Genomic DNA, 17,792 nt, shown 5'->3' with positions numbered 1-17,792 from the left:
CCTCGTACAGGGGCACCCCCTCCCGCGCCCGCCCGGTGCGGAGTGCTCCCGGAACGGCGCGCCCCGAATGACGCGCCCCGAAGGGGCGCGGGGCTGTATCGATGTGCGGCTCCGCCGCGTGGGCGCGACCAGCCATAAACAGCCCGCAGCCCGCAGACGTCGGACACGGGCACCCCCTCCCCGCCACCGCCCGACGCGGAGTACCCCTCCCACACAGAAAGCCCCGCGCGCCGGTTCCGCAAAGTTCCTCCGCATTTGGCAACGCCCTGGCGACGTTCGGTCATTGACGCGAACTCGCCACCGCGCTCAGGATGCCCAGCATGTTGGAGGCTCTTGATCTCGACTCCGTCCAGCAGCAGGTCTACGAGGCGTTGGTGGACGGTGCCGTGACCGTCAACGAGCTGCGTGCCGCCGCGGGTGTGAGTGCGGCCCGCGTCCGGGCCGCACTGGCCTCCCTGGAGAAGTTGAACCTGGTCGGGCGCTTCTCCCCGGACGGCGACAGCAAGGCGGACCGGGGCGGGAAGGGAGCCGAACGCTATCTTCCGGTGGCCCCCGAGATCGCCTTCGAGTCGCTGCTGCTCGCCCGCGAGGAGGAGATCCACCGCACACGCCGTCATATCCAGCACCTGGCCGCGCGGTTCCGGGCACACACGGCGGGGCGCGATCCGCTGGAGCTGGTGGAGATCGTCACGGGGCGCGCAGCCGTCATCCGCCAGGTCGACCAGCTCCAGCGCAGCGCACGTGCCGAGATACGGGGCATCGACCGTCCGCCGTACGCCAACAGCGACCCCGACCGCCTCGACCCGAAGACCGGGATGATGCCGGTGCAGGCGCAGATGATGCGGCGCGGCATCAGCTACCGGGTCATCTACGACACCGAAGGGCTGGCCACCTTCCACCGGTTCGACAAGGACATCGGCGCGGCCGCCGAACTGGGCGAGGACGCCCGGGTGATGGCGGACACCCCGACCAAGATGCTGATCGCGGACGACCGTATCGCGCTGATCCCCCTGCGCGCCGCGCCGAACGAGCTGGCCAGCAGCGTCGTCGTACACCCCTCAGGGCTGCTGGAGGTGCTGTGCGAGTTCTTCGAGGTGCTGTGGGGGAGGGCGCTGCCGATCTCGGAGTATCTCTCCGGCCGCCGCCCGGGGGCTCCGGACGGGCCGAGCCCGCAGGAGGCCAAGCTGCTGGCGCTGCTGACGACCGGTATGACGGACCAGGTGATGGCCCGCCAGCTGGGCATCAGCTACCGCACGTTCCAGCGGCGGCTGCACGGGCTGATGGAGCGCCTCGGTGCCACGACCAGGTTCCAGCTCGGCGTACGCGCGGCGAGCCTGGGCTGGCTCCCGCAGGCACCGGGTGCCGGTTCCGGCCCCGCCCGAACCGCCAAGAATGGCCCGCCGTACGGCAATTGACCGTCTACCCGCGTCACTCGCCACCCCTTGTCCTGCTCGTAGCAGTGCGCCTAGCGTTCGGTTCGCGCACCCCACAGCGCACCCCCCACACGAGGAGGAACCCTCCCCATGGCAGTGACGCGCAAGAAAGTTGCCCTCGGCATATCGGCCGCGGTGGCCGCAGCGGCCATCGGCACCGTCACGGCGCTCCCCGCGAACGCGACCCCCGATGCCCCCGCAGAAGGCACCGTCATCGGTGCCCACTCGGCGAAGGCCGTCAAGGGCAGCTACATCGTCACCATGAAGAAGTCGGCCGTGAGCACCACTTCGGCCGCCGCGAAGGGCAAGTCGGTCATCGCCGACCACGGCGGCAAGGTGCGCAAGACCTTCACCAAGGCGCTCAACGGCTACTCCGCGAAGATGTCCGCCGACGAGGCCAAGAAGCTGGCCGCGGACCCGGCGGTCGACAAGGTCTACGCGAACCAGAAGCACTCCATCACCGGCGAGCAGGACAACCCGCCCTCCTGGGGTCTGGACCGGATCGACACGCCCGAGCTGAAGCTGGACAAGAAGTACGTCTACCCGGACACCGCGGGTGAGGGCGTGACCGCCTACATCATCGACACCGGCGTCCGCACCACGCACAAGGACTTCGGCGACCGCGCCAAGAGCGGCTTCGACGCGGTCGACGGCGACGACGACGCCAACGACGGCAACGGACACGGCACCCACGTCGCCAGCACGGTCGCGGGCAAGGCGCACGGCGTGGCGAAGAAGGCCAACGTGGTCGCCGTCCGCGTCCTGGACGACCAGGGCTCCGGCACCACCGAGCAGGTCGTCGAGGGCATCGACTGGGTCACCAAGAACGCCAAGGCCCCCTCGGTCGCCAACATGTCGCTGGGCGGCGGCGCTGACGAGGCGCTGGACAAGGCCGTGCAGAACTCCATCGAGGCCGGTGTCACCTTCGCGGTGGCCGCGGGCAACGAGTCAACGGACGCCGGGAACAGCTCGCCGGCCCGGGTCAAGGAAGCCATCACGGTCGGTGCCACCGACGACAAGGACGCCCAGGCGGACTTCTCCAACTACGGTGACGTCCTCGACCTGTACGCGCCCGGCGTGGACATCACCGGTGCCTGGAACACCGGCGACGACGCCACCAACACCATCTCCGGTACGTCGATGGCCACGCCGCACGTCACCGGCGCCGCAGCGGTCTACCTCTCGGGCCACAAGGACGCCAAGCCGGACGCCGTCGCCAAGGGTCTGACCGAGGGCGCGTCCAAGGACGTCGTCGGCAACCCGGGTCAGGGCTCGCCCAACCTGCTGCTGAACGTCGTCAAGTAACACCGGACACCCAGTAGCGGTACTCGAGTAACAGCGAACACCGCCGGGCGACCCTGCCCGGCCAACCCCCCACCTTCCGCGGCCCGGTGCCCCACACACCGGGCCGCGGTCGTGTGCGGGTGCCCGGAGAGAGCGGCGCCGGCGAAGGTCACTTGCGCTTGCTGGCCAGCAGCAGGGTCCACCAAGGGCCGCCGCGGCCGCTGCTCACCCCCACACCGGCGTGCCGGTAGGCGCAGTTGGTCAGCGTGGCGCGGTGCTCGGGGCTGCGCATCCATGCGCGTACCACCTCCGCGGCGTTCCACTGGCCCCGCGCGAGGTTCTCTCCCACGCGCCGGAACCGGTACCCCTCGGCCGCCACCCGTCGTCCCGGGCCGGAGTCACCGGCCCGGGTGTGGGACAGCACATGAGCGTGCGCCATCCGCGCGCTGTGCCGCTGCGCCGCCCGCCGCAGCGCCCCGTGCTTGACCACTCCTCGGCACTGCGCCCGGACGCGCTCCGCGTTGACCAGCCGGAGGACGTCGGCGTTCGCCGTACGGAGCACCGCCCGATGCCACCCCGTGGCGCCGGCCTCCCACCCTGGGGCGGTCACCAGCGCCAGCGCCAGCGCGAGCCCGACGGCCACGGCTCGCCCGGCGAACGGGCTGATCGCGTGTCTCATGAATCCCTCGCATTTCTCGCGCCACGGCTGCACGGAACGCCGCCGACTACTGCCCGAATTTCGCTTTTCCTTGCTTTCCGGGTGATGAACCGACATATTCCGCTTTACGGGTTATGAGCGAGGCATTCGAGGGAAGGCGGAAGCGCCGCCGAATCGGTGGTGTTCCGGCCCACCTCAGGCCCGGCCGGGCCGCACCAGTCCCGTCTCGTACGCGAAGACCGCCGCCTGGGTGCGGTCGCGCAGGCCGAGCTTGACCAGGACGCGGCTCACATGGGTCTTGACCGTCTGCTCGGCTACCACGAGCTGTTCGGCGATCTCCAGGTTGGACAGCCCCCGTGCGACGAGTGAGAGGACCTCCGTCTCCCGCTCCGTGAGATCGGCGACGCGCTCCATGAACTGCCTGCCGCCCGGCTCGTCCGGCATGCCGGCGAACTTCTCGATGAGGCGTTTGGTCAGGCCGGGCGCCAGCAGGGCCTCGCCCCGCGCCACCACCCGTACGCCGTCGGCCAGTTCGGCGGCGGAGGCGTCCTTGAGCAGAAAGCCGGACGCTCCCGCGCGGAGGGCTTCGAAGACGTACTCGTCCAGGTCGAAGGTGGTCAGCACCAGCACCCTCGGGCGGTCGGCCGCGGTCGCCCCCGCGATCCGGCGGGTGGCCTCGATACCGCCCAGCCGCGGCATCCTGATGTCCATCAGCACGACATCGGGCGCCAGTTCGGCAGTCCGCTCCACCGCCTCGAGCCCGTCCACGGCCTGGCCGACCACCGTGAGGTCCGGCTCGGCGTCCAGCAGCACGGTGAAGCCCTGCCGCACCATCTTCTGGTCGTCGGCGAGCAGTACGCGGATGGTGCGGGCGGCGGTCGTCACGAGGGGTCCTCAATGGTCAGGGGGCTCTGGGCGCTCCGGGTGGTCCGGGTGGTCCGGGTGGTCGGGGTGGTCCGGGTGGGGGTCTCGGCGGGGCTCGGCACCGGCAGGCTCGCCGTCACGCTCCATCCGCCGTCGGCCGTGGCCCCGCACCACAGTGTGCCGTCCAGCATCGCGGCGCGCTCCCGCATACCGGGCAGGCCGTGGCCCGCGCCGCGGGAGGGCATCGCGGGGGCGGTCGGGTCCGGCGCGGTGTTGGTGACCCGGACGGTCAGCTCCGTGGGGTGGTAGCCGATCTCCACCTCCGCCGCGGCGCCCGGCGCATGCCGCAGCACGTTGCTCAGCGCCTCCTGGACGATGCGGTAGGCCGACACCTCCATGCCGGGGGGAAGGGGGCGGGGCTCGCCGACGGTACGGGTGGTCACCGGCGGCCCGGCGGCCCGTACGTTGGCGACCAGCTCCGGCAGCCCCTCCAGGGTGGGCTGCGGCGCATGCCGGTCGTCGTCGAGCGCGTCCTCGGAACGCAGTACGCCCAGCACCCGGCGCAGTTCGGCCAGCGCTTCGACGGCGTGCTGCCGGATGCCCGCCAGGCTCTCCTTCAGCTCCTCGGAGGGGTTCTCCACCAGATGCGGCGCGGCCTGCGCCTGGATGGAGATGACGGACATGTGGTGGGCCACCACGTCGTGCAGCTCCCGGGCGATGCGGTTGCGCTCCTCCAGCAGCGTGCGCCGGGTGCGCTCCTGTGCGGTCTTCTCCTCCTGCACGACCAGCTCGCTGCGGGCCGCCTGCCGCCCGAACAGCGCACTGCCGACCACCACTGCGAGGGCGAGCACGAGGAAGTCGGTCGGCATGTTGCGGAACGCGGACGGGCCGGAGAACTGGTGCATCACCAGTCCGCAGAGCACTGTGCTCACCACGCTGAGCAGCAGCGCGCCGAGTGCGGCCCGGGGCCGTCTGCGTACGGCGACCAGCAGCAGCACCCCCGCCTGGCAGGCCACTCCCGGCGCCGTCCAGGGGGACTCCCGGAACCACGGGGGCGGGGACACCCCCATGACCACGGCGATGACCACCATGGTGCCCGTCACCACCCACCAGGACGTCACCGGCCGGAAGGCCGCCAGTACCAGCGCCGCTGCCTGGCCGCCCCCGAGCAGTACCGCCTCCGTCGTACCGAAGCCGCCGAACCCGTCCGAGGTCAGCATGCCGATGTTGAACACCCCGAGCACGAAAGCGGCCAGCGACAGCGCCAGCACCACGGTCGGCTGCCAGATCCGCCACCCGGCGCCCCCCTCGGACCCGCCCTCCACCCTGAACAGCTCCTCCCGCAGCGCTTGCCAGGCGCGGTACGCGATCGTGAGGGGCCTTCCGTAAGACACGCGTCGCATGCCTGCCGACGCTATGCCCTCCGGTGCGTGCTCGCGTCCCGCTGCGGAGCCCACTCGCGGCGTAGCTCTCAAGTAAGGGGCCTGCCTCTCACGTACGAGGCGGCGCCGCCGAAATACTCCGCAGTGACCGCTTCTTCCTGCGGTCGACCGCCCATATCGTGACCGGGATCAGAACACCCGCGCAGACAGCGCCGATGGGCATGAACACCAACCGGTACAACGGAGCGGCCGACCAATACGCCCACGTGTCCCCCGCGAAGACGGTGTCGCCCACGGATACCCCGTTCTTGCCTGTGATCACCTCACCGGAGCCGGTGCGGCCGTCCGGGAACACCCATGACCCGCCGCAGCTGGACGGCGGCAGAGCAGGCCCACCGCCTTCCACGCACCGCGCCACAGTGCGCATCGTGGCAGTCTCACCCGCCATCAGCTTCTGCGCGTTGCCGGCGATCCACACCACGAGCCAGATGGCCAGCACAGCGGGCATGATCAGCGCCGCAACGAGGGTTCCCATCGATCTCAACCTGGTCGACGCCGCCTCGTCCTGAGGCTGTGCGATGTCCTCGGACACGATCCCCCCTGTCTGTCGGTGCGAGGTGCAATACGAGGGTTCCCAATGTCCGACAGAGGGTTAACCATGAGGAGTTGGGTGAAGACAGCCGGGCCGGAGAGGGGAAGTCGATGGTGCTGGGACCGCAGGGCGCGGACGGGGGGCCGCTGAAGTACTTCCAGGAGAACCCGCTCAGTCGCCGTGCCGAACTGTTCTTGTTCGGCGGGATCTTCCTCTTCAGCGTGGGATTCCTCCTCTTCGGCCTCTTCGTGCTGGCCCCCTGAGGCTTGTCCCGCGAATGATCTCCGGGTGAGTGTGGGCGGGGCAGTGGGCGGTCGGCCGGCGCCCGCTGAAGGGAACTGTCCAGGACGGCACCGCTGCCGTGCTCAGACCAGCCACGCGGTGATCACTCCAGCCCTCCTGCCGTCGCGGGTCCCATTTCCTCGGCCCAACGTCGACTCCAGGCGTCCAGCGGGCTCAGCGCCTCGACAAGATCCTCGCCGAGCTGAGTGAGGCGGTAGCCATCGCCGTCCAGGGTGAGCAGGCGGGCGCCGGACAGTTCCTCGATCCGGGTACTGAGCACGCTGGAGGACATGCGCTCGCATCGGCGCTGCAATTCACGGAAGCCGGCCGGAGCTTGACTCAGTTCCCACAGGATCCGCATCGTCCAACGCCGTCCGAGCAGGTCGAGTGCGGCCATCACTGGACGACCCGATTCGGACCCCCGCACCGGCACACCCGGACGTGGCGCTCTGGCTTCCATACTCACTCCTTGCGCTTCGGTTCTCGAAGCATCATAATGATTCGAAAATCGAAGCATGAGATGCCGCGATGGCACGCATCGAATCGCTCACCCTGCCCTGCCCTGCCTTGCCCCGCCGCGGCGCTGGCCGGCGTCGGCGCCATGGCGATCACGACGCTGACAAGCCTCGCTCTCGCCCGTCGGCGCCCGTCCGGGACCAACCCGTAAGCCCGTAAGTCAGATGCGCTCATCCCCACGCTGGAGGTTCCATGCCCAAGGGCTACTGGGTCAGTGTCTACCGCACCATTTCGGACCCTGAGAAGCTGGCTGCTTACGACAAGCTGGCCCGCCTGGCCGTCGAGGCCGGGGGCGGCCGGGTCCTCGTCCGTGGCGGTCGGGTCGTGGCGCATGACGCCGGAATCGCCGAGCGCACCATCCTGATCGAGTTCGACAGCTTCGAGCAGGCCGTCGCGGCACGCGAGAGTGCGGCCTACCAGGACGCCCTGGCCACTCTCTCCGACGGCGTCGAGCGCGACTTCCGCATCGTCGAAGGCATCGACTGACCGAGGACCAGTCGCGGCAAGAGGGGGCGGCCGCGTCAGAGGCCGCGGGAGCTCTACGCCGACCGCGGCTACGACCACGACTGCTACCGCCACCAGATGTGGGCGAAGGGCATCAAGCCCGTGATCGTCCGCCGTGGCACCGAGCACGGTTCCGGCCTGGGCGCCAAGCGGTGGCCTCCGGCGTGCGGCGATGGCCGCCCACCCCCGCACACGGGATGACTCCGCAGACCGACTGGTCGGTCTGCCCGAGGGGGTGCCGTAGACCGGCCTTGCCCTCTCGGTCATCCGTGACCGCCTGATCAACGTGCTCGCCCGCCCGGCCCGCTCCGCCCGCCGCCTCACCCTGCACCCGCCCGAACGCTGGCCCTGGAAGGGGCAGACCAGCGGCCACCCCATGCCCGAATCCGCAACTCAGCCCCAACACGGCCTGCACGACCCCGAAACGATCAACCGGGAATCAAGCCGGTGGATCCGGGCTGAATCAGCGCACCAGGCAAGGGGGCTCTCACAGTACCTGTATCACCAGGGTCTCCCAGACGTCCCAAACGCCTGTCAGCCTGGTTAAGTCGAAAGCGCCGACAACACTCCATGGACACGCACTACAGCTTTACCCCCATCAGTCAAATTCAGTGCCCCGAATGCGGGACCGTGTCGGCGCATTCTTCCACCACAGAAGGGGCGGAGATCAATGGCGGGCAACCAATTCACCACGCACACAGAAATTTTCGATCTGAGTGGGAAGTACGCCCTTGTCACTGGCGGCACCAGCGGCATTGGGATGATGCTGGCGCGCGGCCTTCTCCAGGCCGGCGCCCGCGTCGTCATCAGCTCACGCAACGCAGACAGGTGCGCGGAGGCACAGCATCTACTGTCCGAATTCGGCGACGTTCAAGCAATCCCCGCCGACCTGTCCAGGCACGACGAATGTCAGCGCCTCGCTGATCTTGTCATGGCCGACTCGGAACGCCTGGACATCCTTGTCAACAACGCGGGAGCGATGTGGCGCGAGCCGCTGGAGACGTTCCCGGACGAGGGCTGGGACTCAGTGATCGACCTCAACCTCAAGTCGCCGTTCTGGCTGGTGCAGGCGCTGCTCCCCGCACTTCGCGGGGCGGGCACCGCCGATGATCCCGCGCGGATCATCAACATCGGCAGTATCGCCGGCATCCACGTCGCCGAGTCGCCCAACTACTCCTACGCCAGCAGCAAAGCGGCACTCCATCAACTCACCAGGGTGCTTGCCAGAGAGCTGGGCCCACAGCACGTCACGGTGAACGCGGTAGCACCGGGAGTGTTCCCGTCGCGGATGACGGCGTCCGCGCTCGATGCCATGGGCGACACGATCGCGGCGGCAACCCCTCTGCGCCGGCTCGGCCGCGACGACGACATGGCAGGCATCGCCGTGTTTCTCGCCAGCCGGGCTGGGTCGTACCTCACGGGCACCATCATCCCGGTAGACGGCGGCACTGCGACGACCGCGACGGGTACCCCCTAGACCGCGGGACGGGCTTACGGTAAGAGGATGGCCACGATGGATCCACGCACCGAGATCCGGGAGTTTCTCAGCTCGCGTCGCGCACGCATCACACCCGAGCAGGCGGGCCTGCCCGCTTACGGCGGCAACCGCCGGGTCAAAGGTCTGCGCCGCGAGGAGGTAGCGCTACTGGCGGGGGTATCGGTCGACTACTACGTGCGCATGGAGCGCGGCAGCCTCGCCGGTGCCTCCGATGGCGTGCTCGACGCGTTGGCCGCTGCCTTGCAACTCGACGAGGCCGAGCGCGACCACCTCTTCCACCTCGCGCGCCAATCCAGGGCGCCCAGCGGCCCACGCAGGCGTAGGTCTGCCGTGACGGTGCGCTCGACGCTGCAGCAGGTGCTCGACGCGATCTCCGATGCGCCGGCCTGGATCGGTAACGGCCGTTATGACGTGCTCGCCATGAATCAACTCGCTCGCGCGCTGTATTCACCGGTGCTGGCTGACCCGCGACGGCCCGCGAACACAGCACGGTTCGTCTATCTCAACCCCGATTCGGCCAGAGAATACTTTGTCGATTACGACCAAGTTGCCGGTGACGTGGCCGCGAAGCTACGCATGGAAGCCGGCCGCAATCCGCACGACGAGGAGCTGGTCGCCCTAGTCGGCGAGTTGTCAACGTGCAGTGAGCTATTCCGGCAGCGGTGGGCATCTCAGGACGTGCGGCTGCACCGGTCCGGCCGCAAGCGCCTGCGCCATCCGATCGTGGGCCAGCTCGACTTGGACGTCGAGTCCCTGGACCTGCCCGCCGAACCCGGCCTGCACCTCAACGTCTACACCGCACCCGCGGGCACACCGACCGCTGACAACCTAGCGCTCCTGGCGTCGTGGGCGGCCACCCAACAGACGCTGGCGACCGAACTCGAAGCACACAACGGGTAGTCCAACCCCTTCGGCCGTACTAGTCAGCGGACCATGGCGTGGGGCAACAATCTACCGGAAAGCAAACACGGGAGTGAGACAAAAATCAGTGCATCATCGATTAGCAGTACGGGGACTCCTACGACACGCGCTAGTGGCTCGTCACGCGGCCATGGCCGGGTAATCGGTCTCAGTTCGGATCGGTGAATCAGCCCGGATCCACCGGCTTGATGCCGGTGGATGGTTCCAGAAACGAAGAAGCACCTTGCGACTTGCGATGACGGGGTTTCTCCAGGACCACATCAGGCACGATGGGCAAGGCACTTCCGAGATGCAATCTTTCCATGCCGCGGCGGCGGTCTTCCGCGTTCGATGACCCGAACCTCATCGCGTACGGCGGCTGGAGCCGGTGGTGCGGCTGGCCGACAGGCGGTTCCGGTCCGGCGCTGGTGCTGCTCCACGGCGTACCCAAGACCAGCTATCACTGGCGGCACCTGATCCCCAAGCTCACCGCGCGGTACACGGTCGTCGCCCCGGATCTGCGCCGCTTCCGGCCACCGCTCCGCGACAGAGCACTGGCCCCACCACCCCGAACACCATGAGTGGGCGCACCCCCCTCTCGCGTAATCAAGTCGAGGCGCACGCTGAGATTTTGAGGTGAAGTCACACAACGGCGACGAGTTGATCTCGTGTCGGCCCCCGATGAAAGTGTTCTTGTATCTTGTGTCCCACACCCCCCGCAGACAGGAGCTTCTGTCATGAGCACTCTCGGGTTCGCCGGAAAGTCATGCGTCGTCGCCGCTCTGGCCTCCGCGGCCACGCTGCTGACGCCGGCCACACCGGCCTCCGCCTCGGACTGGGACCGGAGCTGCTACAGCATCAAGGCCCCCTACAAGGGCATCAGTGAGATCATCGGCGCGGCCAGCAAGACCAGCAGCAGGTGCGAGGACGCCACGATCTCCCTGCAGCGCCACCGCTGGTACGGCTGGCAGGAGGTGGACTGGGCCCCGCTCGAGAGTGGCTCCAACATCGCGTACTGGGGCTGCACAGGTTCCGGCACCTACACCTACAAGACTGTCGTGGCCGTCGACTCCAACCTCGCCATCTACGAGAGCGACGAGCGCCGCTTGACCTGCTGAGGGCGGACCGGCCGGGGGCTCGGCCGGCCGGAGCCTCCGAGATCTCCTGGCGCGACGTGAGATTCGTGCGCGCCCATACTTGGTTGATGTGCCAGCCACCAGACGGGTCACAGGACAACCTTCAGGTGCTGCCTGGCAAAGGATCACTGTTCGCGGACGGGTGGCGTGGGTGCCTTCGCCCTGTGGACGGCCCGCAGTTGGTCGCCGTATCGGTAGACGACGAGGGGCGGTTCGCCGTTCTCCTGGATCAGGAGCCGGTAGAGGAATGGTGAGGGCCCCGTCACCTGGATGATCTCGCCGGTCTTCCCCGTCTTCCTGTCCTGCGCCACGTCGCCGACGGCCCACATCTCACACACCCCGCAACCGCCGCTGCCCCCGTGGCGCCTCCGGCGCGTGTCTGCGGTGCAGATGGGCGCCGAACAGCGCTTCTAGGTCGGCGCGCGGTTTCGGGTCCAGCGCCGACCTGTTGATCATCATGCGGAACCACTCACAGTCCTGGCAGGAAACAGACTGCTCCTGCGGAGGGCTTTCGTGCTCCATGCTTCCCACCTGTCGCGGTAGTTGATCGTCACTTTCCGTGGTGAAGACAACACGGACGGCGCTACGATGTCGCGGTATGAGCGCCCTTTCTCATGGATGGCGCTTTCAAGGAGCCTGCGGGGCACGGGAGTTAGGCAGGTCGGCTGGGTGGGAAACAGAAGCGGCCAGCAGGAATGAGCATCCCGCCGAGCCTCGGCGAAGACGTCCGCCGCGTCAGACAGGCCCGCCGCATCTCCCAGACGGCGTTCGCCACCGCCACCGGCTACACCCAGAGCTATGTGAGCCGCGTGGAGTCCGGGGAGTTCATGCCCTCCATGAAGTTCGCCGAGGTGTGCGACCGCACCTTCGGCACGGGGGACCTGTTCGTCGGCCAACTGCGGCGCGTGCTCGATGGGGAGTACCCGGCGTGGTTCGCCCCGTACATCGATGCGGAGCAGGACGCGACGGCCATTCGGGACTTCTCCACCATCTTCATCACGGGTCTGTTGCAGACGGAGGCATACGCGCGTGTATCGCTGACAGGCGGACGTCCCAACCTCTCGGCGCGCGATATCGACGCGAAGGTGGCCAGCCGCCTGCGGCGCCGGGAAATCCTGGAGGGGCCCGATCCTCCGCGGGTCTGGGTGGTCCTTTACGAAGCCTGTTTGCGGGCTCAAGTTGGCTCGCCCGAAGTGATGGCGGGTCAGCTGAAGCACCTGCTGGACGAGGTGCGACGACACCACACGCTGACGGTTCAAGTGCTGCCGTACTCGTCGGCAGAGGCCGGGATCGGCGTGCCCTACGTCCTGTTGGACATGCCTGAGGGTAAGCCGTGCGTCTTCGTTGAGGGGCCGCAAGGCGGGCGGCCGTACGAAGGACCGGAGACCGTCGCCAACTCGGCTCACCCCTACGATGAAATCCGGGCTAGTTCGTTGAGTCCGCGAGAATCGGTGGCCTTCATCAGCGCTGTAAGGGACGAGCATGAGCGAAACGCAGTGGATCAGAAGCAGCTACAGCGACAAACAAGGGAGGCAACTGCGTCGAGTGGGCCCCGGGTCTCGTGTCCGGCGGGGACGGGGTGGTTCCGGTGCGGGACAGTAAGGACACCGCTCGCACTCCGCTGTCGTTTTCCGTAGACGCCTGGCGGGCATTCGTTGAGGACGTGAAGCGCTCCCGTTGAGGCGTGAGGGATGACCATGAGCGGCAAAGCGGCATGGATCAAGTCGAGCTACAGCGACGGCCAGGGGGGCAACTGCGTCGAGTGGGCCCCGGCGCTCGCGTGCGACGGCGGGGTGGTTCCGGTGCGTGACAGCAAGGACGCCACTCGCGCAGCGCTCTTGTTCTCGTCGCTCGCCTGGCAGGCGTTCGTGGAGGAGCTGAAGCGCTCCCGCTGAAGGGATGACCATGAGCGGAACGCAGTGGATCAAGAGCAGCTACAGCGACCCGCAAGGCGGCAACTGCGTCGAGTGGGCCCCGGGGCGCGTGTCAGGCAGCGGGGTGGTCCCGGTGCGTGACAGCAAGGAGACGGGGCGCTCCCTCTCGTTCTCGCCGGCCGCTTGGCGGGTGTTCATCGAGGGTGTGAAGCGCTCGGTGTGAAGGGCAAGCCGCTATGGGTCAGGTCCCGTTGCGGGGGTGGAGGGAAGGCGGGGTGTCGCCGGTGGTCGGGGGGCCGATGTGGTCGGCGATGAGCCGCTGGTAGTTCGGGCACTGGGTGACGTCCTCGTGGGTGCAGTTCAGGCCGCCCTCGATGAGCTGCAAGGAGACCTGGGCCGCGGCGATTCTGGAGCGGAGCTTCTCGGCCTCGTGGCTCAGGATCCGGTGCCGGGTGGTGCGGTCGACGGTGGCGGACAGGCTCCTGATGGTGTCCAGGCTGAGGCCGGCCTCCTTGGAGAAGCGGATGATCGCCACACGGGTCAGGTCGTCCGCACCGTAGCGGCGGCGTCCGTTCGCGTCCCGTTCGGGGTGCAGCAGGCCCATCGACTCCCAGTGCCGCAGGACATGCGTGGCCAGGCCGAACCGTGCCGCGAGGGCGCCGATGCTCATCGTGGCGGCGCGGCCGTCTTCGCTTGACTTCATGTCGGCATTAAGTCGCAGCCTTGCGTCCATGTCCAGAAACCAGGACGCGGTGGAAGCGCACCGCGACACCCAGGCCCTGCTGGCCGTCCTCGACGCGGCGGACGAGATGCCGAGCGCCATCCGGCTGCGGGCCCGCTCCTACGAACTGCTGTCTCTCGTCCCGGACTCGACCGTCGTGGATGTCGGCTGCGGTGCCGGACGCGCCGTCGCCGAGCTGGCCGAACGCGGGGTCCACGCGGTGGGCGTCGACCCCGGCCCGTCGATGCTGGCCGCGGCCCGGGAACGGTGGCCGGGGGCCGAGTTCCGGGAGGCGGGGGCGGAGAATCTGCCGTTCGCCGACGGAAGCGTGCGCGGCTACCGTGCCGACAAGGTCTTCCACGTACTTCAGGAACCAGGGCGCGCCGTGGCGGAGGCGCGGCGCGTCCTCGCTCCGGGCGGCAGGATCGTCCTGGTCGGGCAGGACTGGGACGCCATCGTGATCGACTCGGACGACGCGGCGCTCACCCGCACGATCGTGCATGCGCGCGCCGACCTCCTGGGCACGCCCCGGGCCGGTCGCCAGTACCGCGGCCTGCTCCTGGACGGCGGCTTCGACGATGTCGCCGTCGAGGTGCACACGATCGTGTACACCGACTCCGCGATGCTGTCGCTGGTCACCAGGCTCGTGGAGCCGGCCTGCACGAGCGGGGCCGTCGACCGCGACCAGGCCGACGCGTGGCTCGCCGAGCAGCGCCGACGCGCCGAAGCCGGCCGCTTTCTCATCGCCATTCCGTTCTTCGTGGCCGCCGCCTCCGCCTAGGAGCCCTCCGGCAGCCCTTGCCCGCGCACGTGCCTGGCCTGGCGTGGCGTCCTGGCATCGTCGGACCCCGAGGGGCGAATGCCAGACGGCGGCGTGAAGCGCTCTCGACGGTGACATGCCGAAGGTGCTCCGGCCGGCCACCCGACCGGAGCACCGACCGACCAGTCGGTCAGGAAGACCAGGGCTCGGCGACAGTCCAACTGGTGTCGTCGCTCCAGGCGGCGGTGGCGTCCCAGTCGTGGGAGCCGCCGTCGCTGGCGATGTAGGCGTTGTGGTCGTAGTGGCGTAGGAAGTCGCTGGGGAAGTTGAGCGACCGCAGCGACACGCCCTCGCCGCTGTGGCCGGTCTGCGGACAGAAGGTGGCGTCGTTCTTGAACTGCGAGCTGTCGCCGGCGCCGAGACGCATGCGGAAGTCGGAGTGCCGCAGGTACTGGCCGGGTTTGTCGGCGGACTCGAAGGAGACGCACGACGCGTCGCCCAGACCCGCGCGGACGGTCCAGGTGGCGGCGGCCTTGGCGTCGGGCGGGCTGGAGCCGGAGATTTCCCCGATGCCCACGTTGCCGTCGGCGTCGTGCCGGAGGGAATCCTTGGTGCAGCACTCCGTGGTGGCCCGTAGCGAGACCTTCGAACCCGGCGTGAGGCTTTCCGAGACGGACGGGGACTCCGCATAGTCCGCTGAGTCGATGCTGGCCTGGACGGCGTTCTCGGTGGCTTCCGAGGGGTAGCCGGAGGTCATGACGCCTTCGTAGAAAGTCCCCGCGGAGCCGGTGCTGTTGTCGCCGCCGGTGCCCAGGATGATGGCTCCTTCCTTCTTCATCGGGTCGTAGCCCGAGTCGTTGGGGCGTGGCCCGTCGTAGTAGGTGGACAGCCCGCCGGACTGCGCGTTGCCGCCCCGGATCGCCCAGCGGTTCGGCCCGCCCTTGAGCGTGGCGGTGAGGAAGCGGTGGCTGACGCTGGGGTCGTTGGCGTTGTAGCCGCGGTTGACTCCGGAGAACAGGCCGTTCTCCAGGTCGGACATGATCCACGGCCCCTTGCCGGTGCCGTAGCCCCAGGTCTTGCTGTCGCCGAAGTAGATGGCCTCCATGGTGCCGTTGCCGTTGTTCCGGCTGTTGGTCTCGGCGTTCCCGTAGTCGAAGCAGCAGCCGCTGTTGTAGTGGGTGCCGTCCAGGACCGCGTACATCCCTTCCGGCTGGTCGCCGGTGGCTACGCCATTGGTGTCGTTGTCGCGGTAGCCGGTGCCGGGAGCGACGAAGACGCCGTACGCCTTGTGGCCGTTCACGGTGACCGGTGCGGCTGCGGCGTCGGCGAGGTTGTCGTATCCGCCTTCCGCCGGGCCGGGGAACTGGCCGGGAGGCGCCTGGGTGAGGTCGTTGCCCCGGTCGGACTGGTCGTAGATGACGGTGATCAGGCAGCTCGTCCCGGCACAGAACGAGTCCTGCGCGCCGGCGTCGGCGTATCCGCCGGGGCTGAGCACACCGATGTCCCGGGTCGCCTCGTCCGAGGCGCGTTTGACCTGGTACAGCGGGCCGTTGTAGTCGGCGTACAGCGCGCGGGTCGTGCTGTGCGCCGCCACGCACGGGGTGCCGCCGTCGGCGTAGAGGTCACAGGGGAGCGATGCGGCGGCGGTCCGGTCTGCCGCGGTGGGGGAGAGGGCGGGTGTTCCTGTGGCGGTCGCCTGGCCGCTGCACAGGGCTGTGGCCATGGTGAGCGCCGACAGCAGCATGACAAGTGGTCTGACCCGCCGTAGGCGGGCCGGTACCAGAGACATGAATGAGCCTCCTTGGGGGGTGAGAAGGGGCTACGGCAGGGCGAGCCTGGGTCTTGATTCGTCCGATATCTCGAACGTTGACCGACCTGCCGACACCCTGATGTTAAGAAGGCGTTGAAGCGTGTCAACACTTCTCACACACATCGGCTCCGGCGTCCTGGAGCGCCCGGCCTGGCACCGCACCACCGGCCGGCCGGCGGACGAGACGGCGGCTGACTTGCTCTCAATTCGCCTCGCCAGAAATGATTTTGAACCGCGAGCCGCACCTGTGCGTATTTTCCCGTGATCCGTTCTCGGCCGGTACCGCCGGGGCGCAAGAGTGACGAGTGAAGCACGCCGAAGAACAAGCCGCGCTGCCCGGAATGCGGTATCGCCAGGCGCCCTGGCCGCTGAATTCAGAAGCCCCTGACCCGATCTCGTAGGCCGCACTGTTTCCCGCAGTCGGACGCGCGTGACATGAGAGCGAACAGCGCACAGGATCCACCGGCCGGGAAACCGGCAGAAGAAACACCCGAGAGCAGAAGAAACACCCGCGCAGAAGAAAGCACCCGACAGAAACCACGAGGAGTCCATCGCCCATGTTCTTCAGACACAACCCCACGGCCCGTCGCGCCACGGTGGCGGCCACGGCGGCGCTGGGAGTCACCACCGGCCTGCTCCTGGCGGGCGTCGGCCAGGCCGATGAGCCGCTGAAGGAAGGCCCCGCGCACATGGCGGACTTCGCCTGGGCTTCCCAGCCGCAGTGGAATTTCCACCGGGGCGAGAACTGCTGGCCGCAGAGCCCGTTCGACGCGGACGGCAACCCGACGCGCCCGGACGACTGCGTCGAGGCCAAGGACGACGGGAAGGACGGCATGGCCTTCCCGACCTACTACACGGCCAAGAAGTGCAACCCGGACGAGGTCCGCGTCAGTTACACCATCTACCAGGCCAAGGAGAAGGACGGCGAGGACGATGCGCACGACTTCGAGCACATCATCGTCGTCTGGAACAAGAACGGCGAGAACTGGACCCGCTCCCAGCTCCTGATGAGCGACGACGGAAAGCACACGTCCAAGTCGTGGGGCGAGGCCGAGAGCTGGAACGCGTCCGGCGACGACGCGGGCCTCGGCCGGGAGTTCCCCCGTATCTGGATTCAGGAAAGCACCCACGGGATGCACAACGACGAGGACGACGACAACCGGGACCACGACTACCCGGTCCCCGCGTCCAAGAATTACGACGGCGAGGACAAGGACAACAAGAAGGAGGGCACCGGGCTCATCAGGATCGAAGAGGGCGACGATCTGTACAACAAGTTCAAGGACAACGCGGACGGATTCGCCGACGAGACCATGAACCCGGCCGTCGTGGCGGACGATCTGTGCGAGTACAGCGGCTGACCGCTCCGGCATGACCACCGAGCGGGAGACCCCTGGCGCCGGGGCCTCCCGCTCGCGAACGTCATACGGCGATCACTTCTCCACCCGCAAAGCCGCCAACTGCTGCTCGAAAGGGATCACTTCCGGTTCGCTCTCCCGGGAGGGAGCCGTGCGGGCGTGGGGGGCCAGCAGGCCGGCGAGTTCGCCCCCGGCGCGGGCGACGCGGTGGGGGAGGGAG

21 protein-coding genes and 3 pseudogenes are annotated in these 17,792 nt (G+C 68.5%); 15 read left to right on the top strand and 9 right to left on the bottom strand.

The genetic code is table 11. The features are described 5' to 3' along the window. Nucleotides 1–320: 320 nt before the first annotated feature. On the top strand, nt 321–1,415 hold the full coding sequence (locus ITI46_RS26045; RefSeq protein WP_209242337.1) for a helix-turn-helix transcriptional regulator: 1,095 nt from the start codon (nt 321–323) through the stop codon (nt 1,413–1,415). Nucleotides 1,416–1,523: 108 nt separating this feature from the next. Continuing rightward, entirely contained in the window at nt 1,524–2,738 is a 1,215-nt protein-coding gene (locus ITI46_RS26040; protein WP_209242336.1) for a S8 family peptidase, read from the top strand. A gap of 148 nt (nt 2,739–2,886) precedes the next feature. On the opposite strand, the gene ITI46_RS26035 is transcribed toward ITI46_RS26040, so the two are convergent. The 4 genes from ITI46_RS26035 to ITI46_RS26020 form a co-directional block, all read right to left on the bottom strand. After that, nucleotides 2,887–3,396, bottom strand: a complete 510-nt coding sequence (locus ITI46_RS26035; RefSeq protein ID WP_209242335.1) for a CAP domain-containing protein — start codon at nt 3,394–3,396, stop codon at nt 2,887–2,889. 174 nt (nt 3,397–3,570) lie between these two features. Beyond that, the gene (locus ITI46_RS26030; RefSeq protein ID WP_209242334.1) at nt 3,571–4,260 is read right to left on the bottom strand and encodes a response regulator; all 690 of its coding nucleotides are present in this window, start codon (nt 4,258–4,260) and stop codon (nt 3,571–3,573) included. Continuing rightward, nucleotides 4,257–5,642: a sensor histidine kinase gene (locus tag ITI46_RS26025; protein ID WP_209242333.1), complete on the bottom strand. Its 1,386-nt coding sequence runs from the start codon at nt 5,640–5,642 to the stop codon at nt 4,257–4,259. The genes ITI46_RS26030 and ITI46_RS26025 overlap by 4 nt, the downstream gene beginning before the upstream one ends. An 88-nt stretch (nt 5,643–5,730) precedes the next feature. Next, nucleotides 5,731–6,156: a hypothetical protein gene (locus ITI46_RS26020; RefSeq protein WP_209242332.1), complete on the bottom strand. Its 426-nt coding sequence runs from the start codon at nt 6,154–6,156 to the stop codon at nt 5,731–5,733. A gap of 131 nt (nt 6,157–6,287) precedes the next feature. Here ITI46_RS26020 and ITI46_RS26015 point away from each other — a divergent pair, with 131 nt between their 5' ends. Then, a complete protein-coding gene (locus ITI46_RS26015) occupies nt 6,288–6,476 on the top strand; it encodes a hypothetical protein (RefSeq protein WP_209242331.1) in 189 nt (62 codons plus the stop codon). Between the two features lie 122 nt (nt 6,477–6,598). Here ITI46_RS26015 and ITI46_RS26010 read toward each other — a convergent pair whose 3' ends face one another. Then, the gene (locus ITI46_RS26010) at nt 6,599–6,955 is read right to left on the bottom strand and encodes a winged helix-turn-helix transcriptional regulator (RefSeq protein ID WP_209242330.1); all 357 of its coding nucleotides are present in this window, start codon (nt 6,953–6,955) and stop codon (nt 6,599–6,601) included. A gap of 248 nt (nt 6,956–7,203) precedes the next feature. Between ITI46_RS26010 and ITI46_RS26005 the strand changes: the two genes are divergently transcribed. The 6 genes and pseudogenes from ITI46_RS26005 to ITI46_RS25980 all read left to right on the top strand — a co-directional run bounded on the left by ITI46_RS26005 (nt 7,204) and on the right by ITI46_RS25980 (nt 11,031). Beyond that, nucleotides 7,204–7,497, top strand: coding sequence for a DUF1330 domain-containing protein (locus ITI46_RS26005; protein WP_209238234.1), 294 nt, complete (start codon nt 7,204–7,206; stop codon nt 7,495–7,497). A 12-nt stretch (nt 7,498–7,509) separates the two neighbouring features. Beyond that, nucleotides 7,510–7,671 (top strand): annotated as a pseudogene (locus ITI46_RS26000) (IS5/IS1182 family transposase); the annotation flags it as partial. 514 nt (nt 7,672–8,185) lie between these two features. Next, nucleotides 8,186–8,992, top strand: a complete 807-nt coding sequence (locus tag ITI46_RS25995; protein WP_209242329.1) for an SDR family oxidoreductase — start codon at nt 8,186–8,188, stop codon at nt 8,990–8,992. Between the two features lie 27 nt (nt 8,993–9,019). Then, nucleotides 9,020–9,913 (top strand): MmyB family transcriptional regulator, encoded by an 894-nt coding sequence (locus tag ITI46_RS25990; RefSeq protein WP_372452078.1) that lies wholly within the window; start codon nt 9,020–9,022, stop codon nt 9,911–9,913. Nucleotides 9,914–10,317: 404 nt separating this feature from the next. Continuing rightward, nucleotides 10,318–10,494 (top strand): annotated as a pseudogene (locus tag ITI46_RS25985) (alpha/beta fold hydrolase); the annotation flags it as partial. Between the two features lie 156 nt (nt 10,495–10,650). Next, nucleotides 10,651–11,031 (top strand): hypothetical protein, encoded by a 381-nt coding sequence (locus tag ITI46_RS25980; protein WP_209242328.1) that lies wholly within the window; start codon nt 10,651–10,653, stop codon nt 11,029–11,031. A 143-nt stretch (nt 11,032–11,174) separates the two neighbouring features. Here the strand turns inward: ITI46_RS25980 and ITI46_RS25975 are convergent, their stop codons facing one another. After that, nucleotides 11,175–11,378, bottom strand: a complete 204-nt coding sequence (locus ITI46_RS25975; protein ID WP_209242327.1) for a hypothetical protein — start codon at nt 11,376–11,378, stop codon at nt 11,175–11,177. Between the two features lies 1 nt (nt 11,379). After that, complete coding sequence (locus ITI46_RS25970; protein ID WP_209242326.1) at nt 11,380–11,571, bottom strand: hypothetical protein; 192 nt, start codon at nt 11,569–11,571, stop codon at nt 11,380–11,382. 173 nt (nt 11,572–11,744) lie between these two features. Here ITI46_RS25970 and ITI46_RS25965 point away from each other — a divergent pair. The 4 genes and pseudogenes from ITI46_RS25965 to ITI46_RS25955 form a co-directional block, all read left to right on the top strand. Further along, nucleotides 11,745–12,455: pseudogene (locus tag ITI46_RS25965) on the top strand (helix-turn-helix domain-containing protein); the annotation flags it as partial. Nucleotides 12,456–12,610: 155 nt separating this feature from the next. After that, a complete protein-coding gene (locus ITI46_RS35875) occupies nt 12,611–12,730 on the top strand; it encodes a DUF397 domain-containing protein (protein ID WP_307808327.1) in 120 nt (39 codons plus the stop codon). A 16-nt stretch (nt 12,731–12,746) separates the two neighbouring features. Beyond that, on the top strand, nt 12,747–12,944 hold the full coding sequence (locus ITI46_RS25960; RefSeq protein ID WP_209242325.1) for a DUF397 domain-containing protein: 198 nt from the start codon (nt 12,747–12,749) through the stop codon (nt 12,942–12,944). A 10-nt stretch (nt 12,945–12,954) separates the two neighbouring features. Beyond that, nucleotides 12,955–13,146 (top strand): DUF397 domain-containing protein, encoded by a 192-nt coding sequence (locus ITI46_RS25955; protein WP_307808326.1) that lies wholly within the window; start codon nt 12,955–12,957, stop codon nt 13,144–13,146. 18 nt (nt 13,147–13,164) lie between these two features. Here ITI46_RS25955 and ITI46_RS25950 read toward each other — a convergent pair whose 3' ends face one another. Then, nucleotides 13,165–13,626, bottom strand: a complete 462-nt coding sequence (locus ITI46_RS25950; protein ID WP_247746604.1) for a MerR family transcriptional regulator — start codon at nt 13,624–13,626, stop codon at nt 13,165–13,167. A 28-nt stretch (nt 13,627–13,654) separates the two neighbouring features. On the opposite strand from ITI46_RS25950, the gene ITI46_RS25945 reads away from it, so the two are divergent. Continuing rightward, the gene (locus ITI46_RS25945; protein WP_209242323.1) at nt 13,655–14,425 is read left to right on the top strand and encodes a methyltransferase domain-containing protein; all 771 of its coding nucleotides are present in this window, start codon (nt 13,655–13,657) and stop codon (nt 14,423–14,425) included. A 169-nt stretch (nt 14,426–14,594) separates the two neighbouring features. Here the strand turns inward: ITI46_RS25945 and ITI46_RS25940 are convergent, their stop codons facing one another. Beyond that, complete coding sequence (locus ITI46_RS25940) at nt 14,595–16,148, bottom strand: alpha-L-arabinofuranosidase B (protein WP_209242338.1); 1,554 nt, start codon at nt 16,146–16,148, stop codon at nt 14,595–14,597. Nucleotides 16,149–16,771: 623 nt separating this feature from the next. Between ITI46_RS25940 and ITI46_RS25935 the strand changes: the two genes are divergently transcribed. Beyond that, entirely contained in the window at nt 16,772–17,575 is an 804-nt protein-coding gene (locus ITI46_RS25935) for a hypothetical protein (protein WP_209242322.1), read from the top strand. The last annotated feature ends 217 nt before the right edge of the window (nt 17,576–17,792 follow it).

The organism is Streptomyces oryzae (assembly GCF_017676365.1).
Taxonomy (GTDB): domain Bacteria; phylum Actinomycetota; class Actinomycetes; order Streptomycetales; family Streptomycetaceae; genus Streptomyces; species Streptomyces oryzae.
The sequence above is the reverse complement of the archived record's forward strand: the minus strand, read 5'-3'. Positions and strand labels throughout refer to the sequence as shown.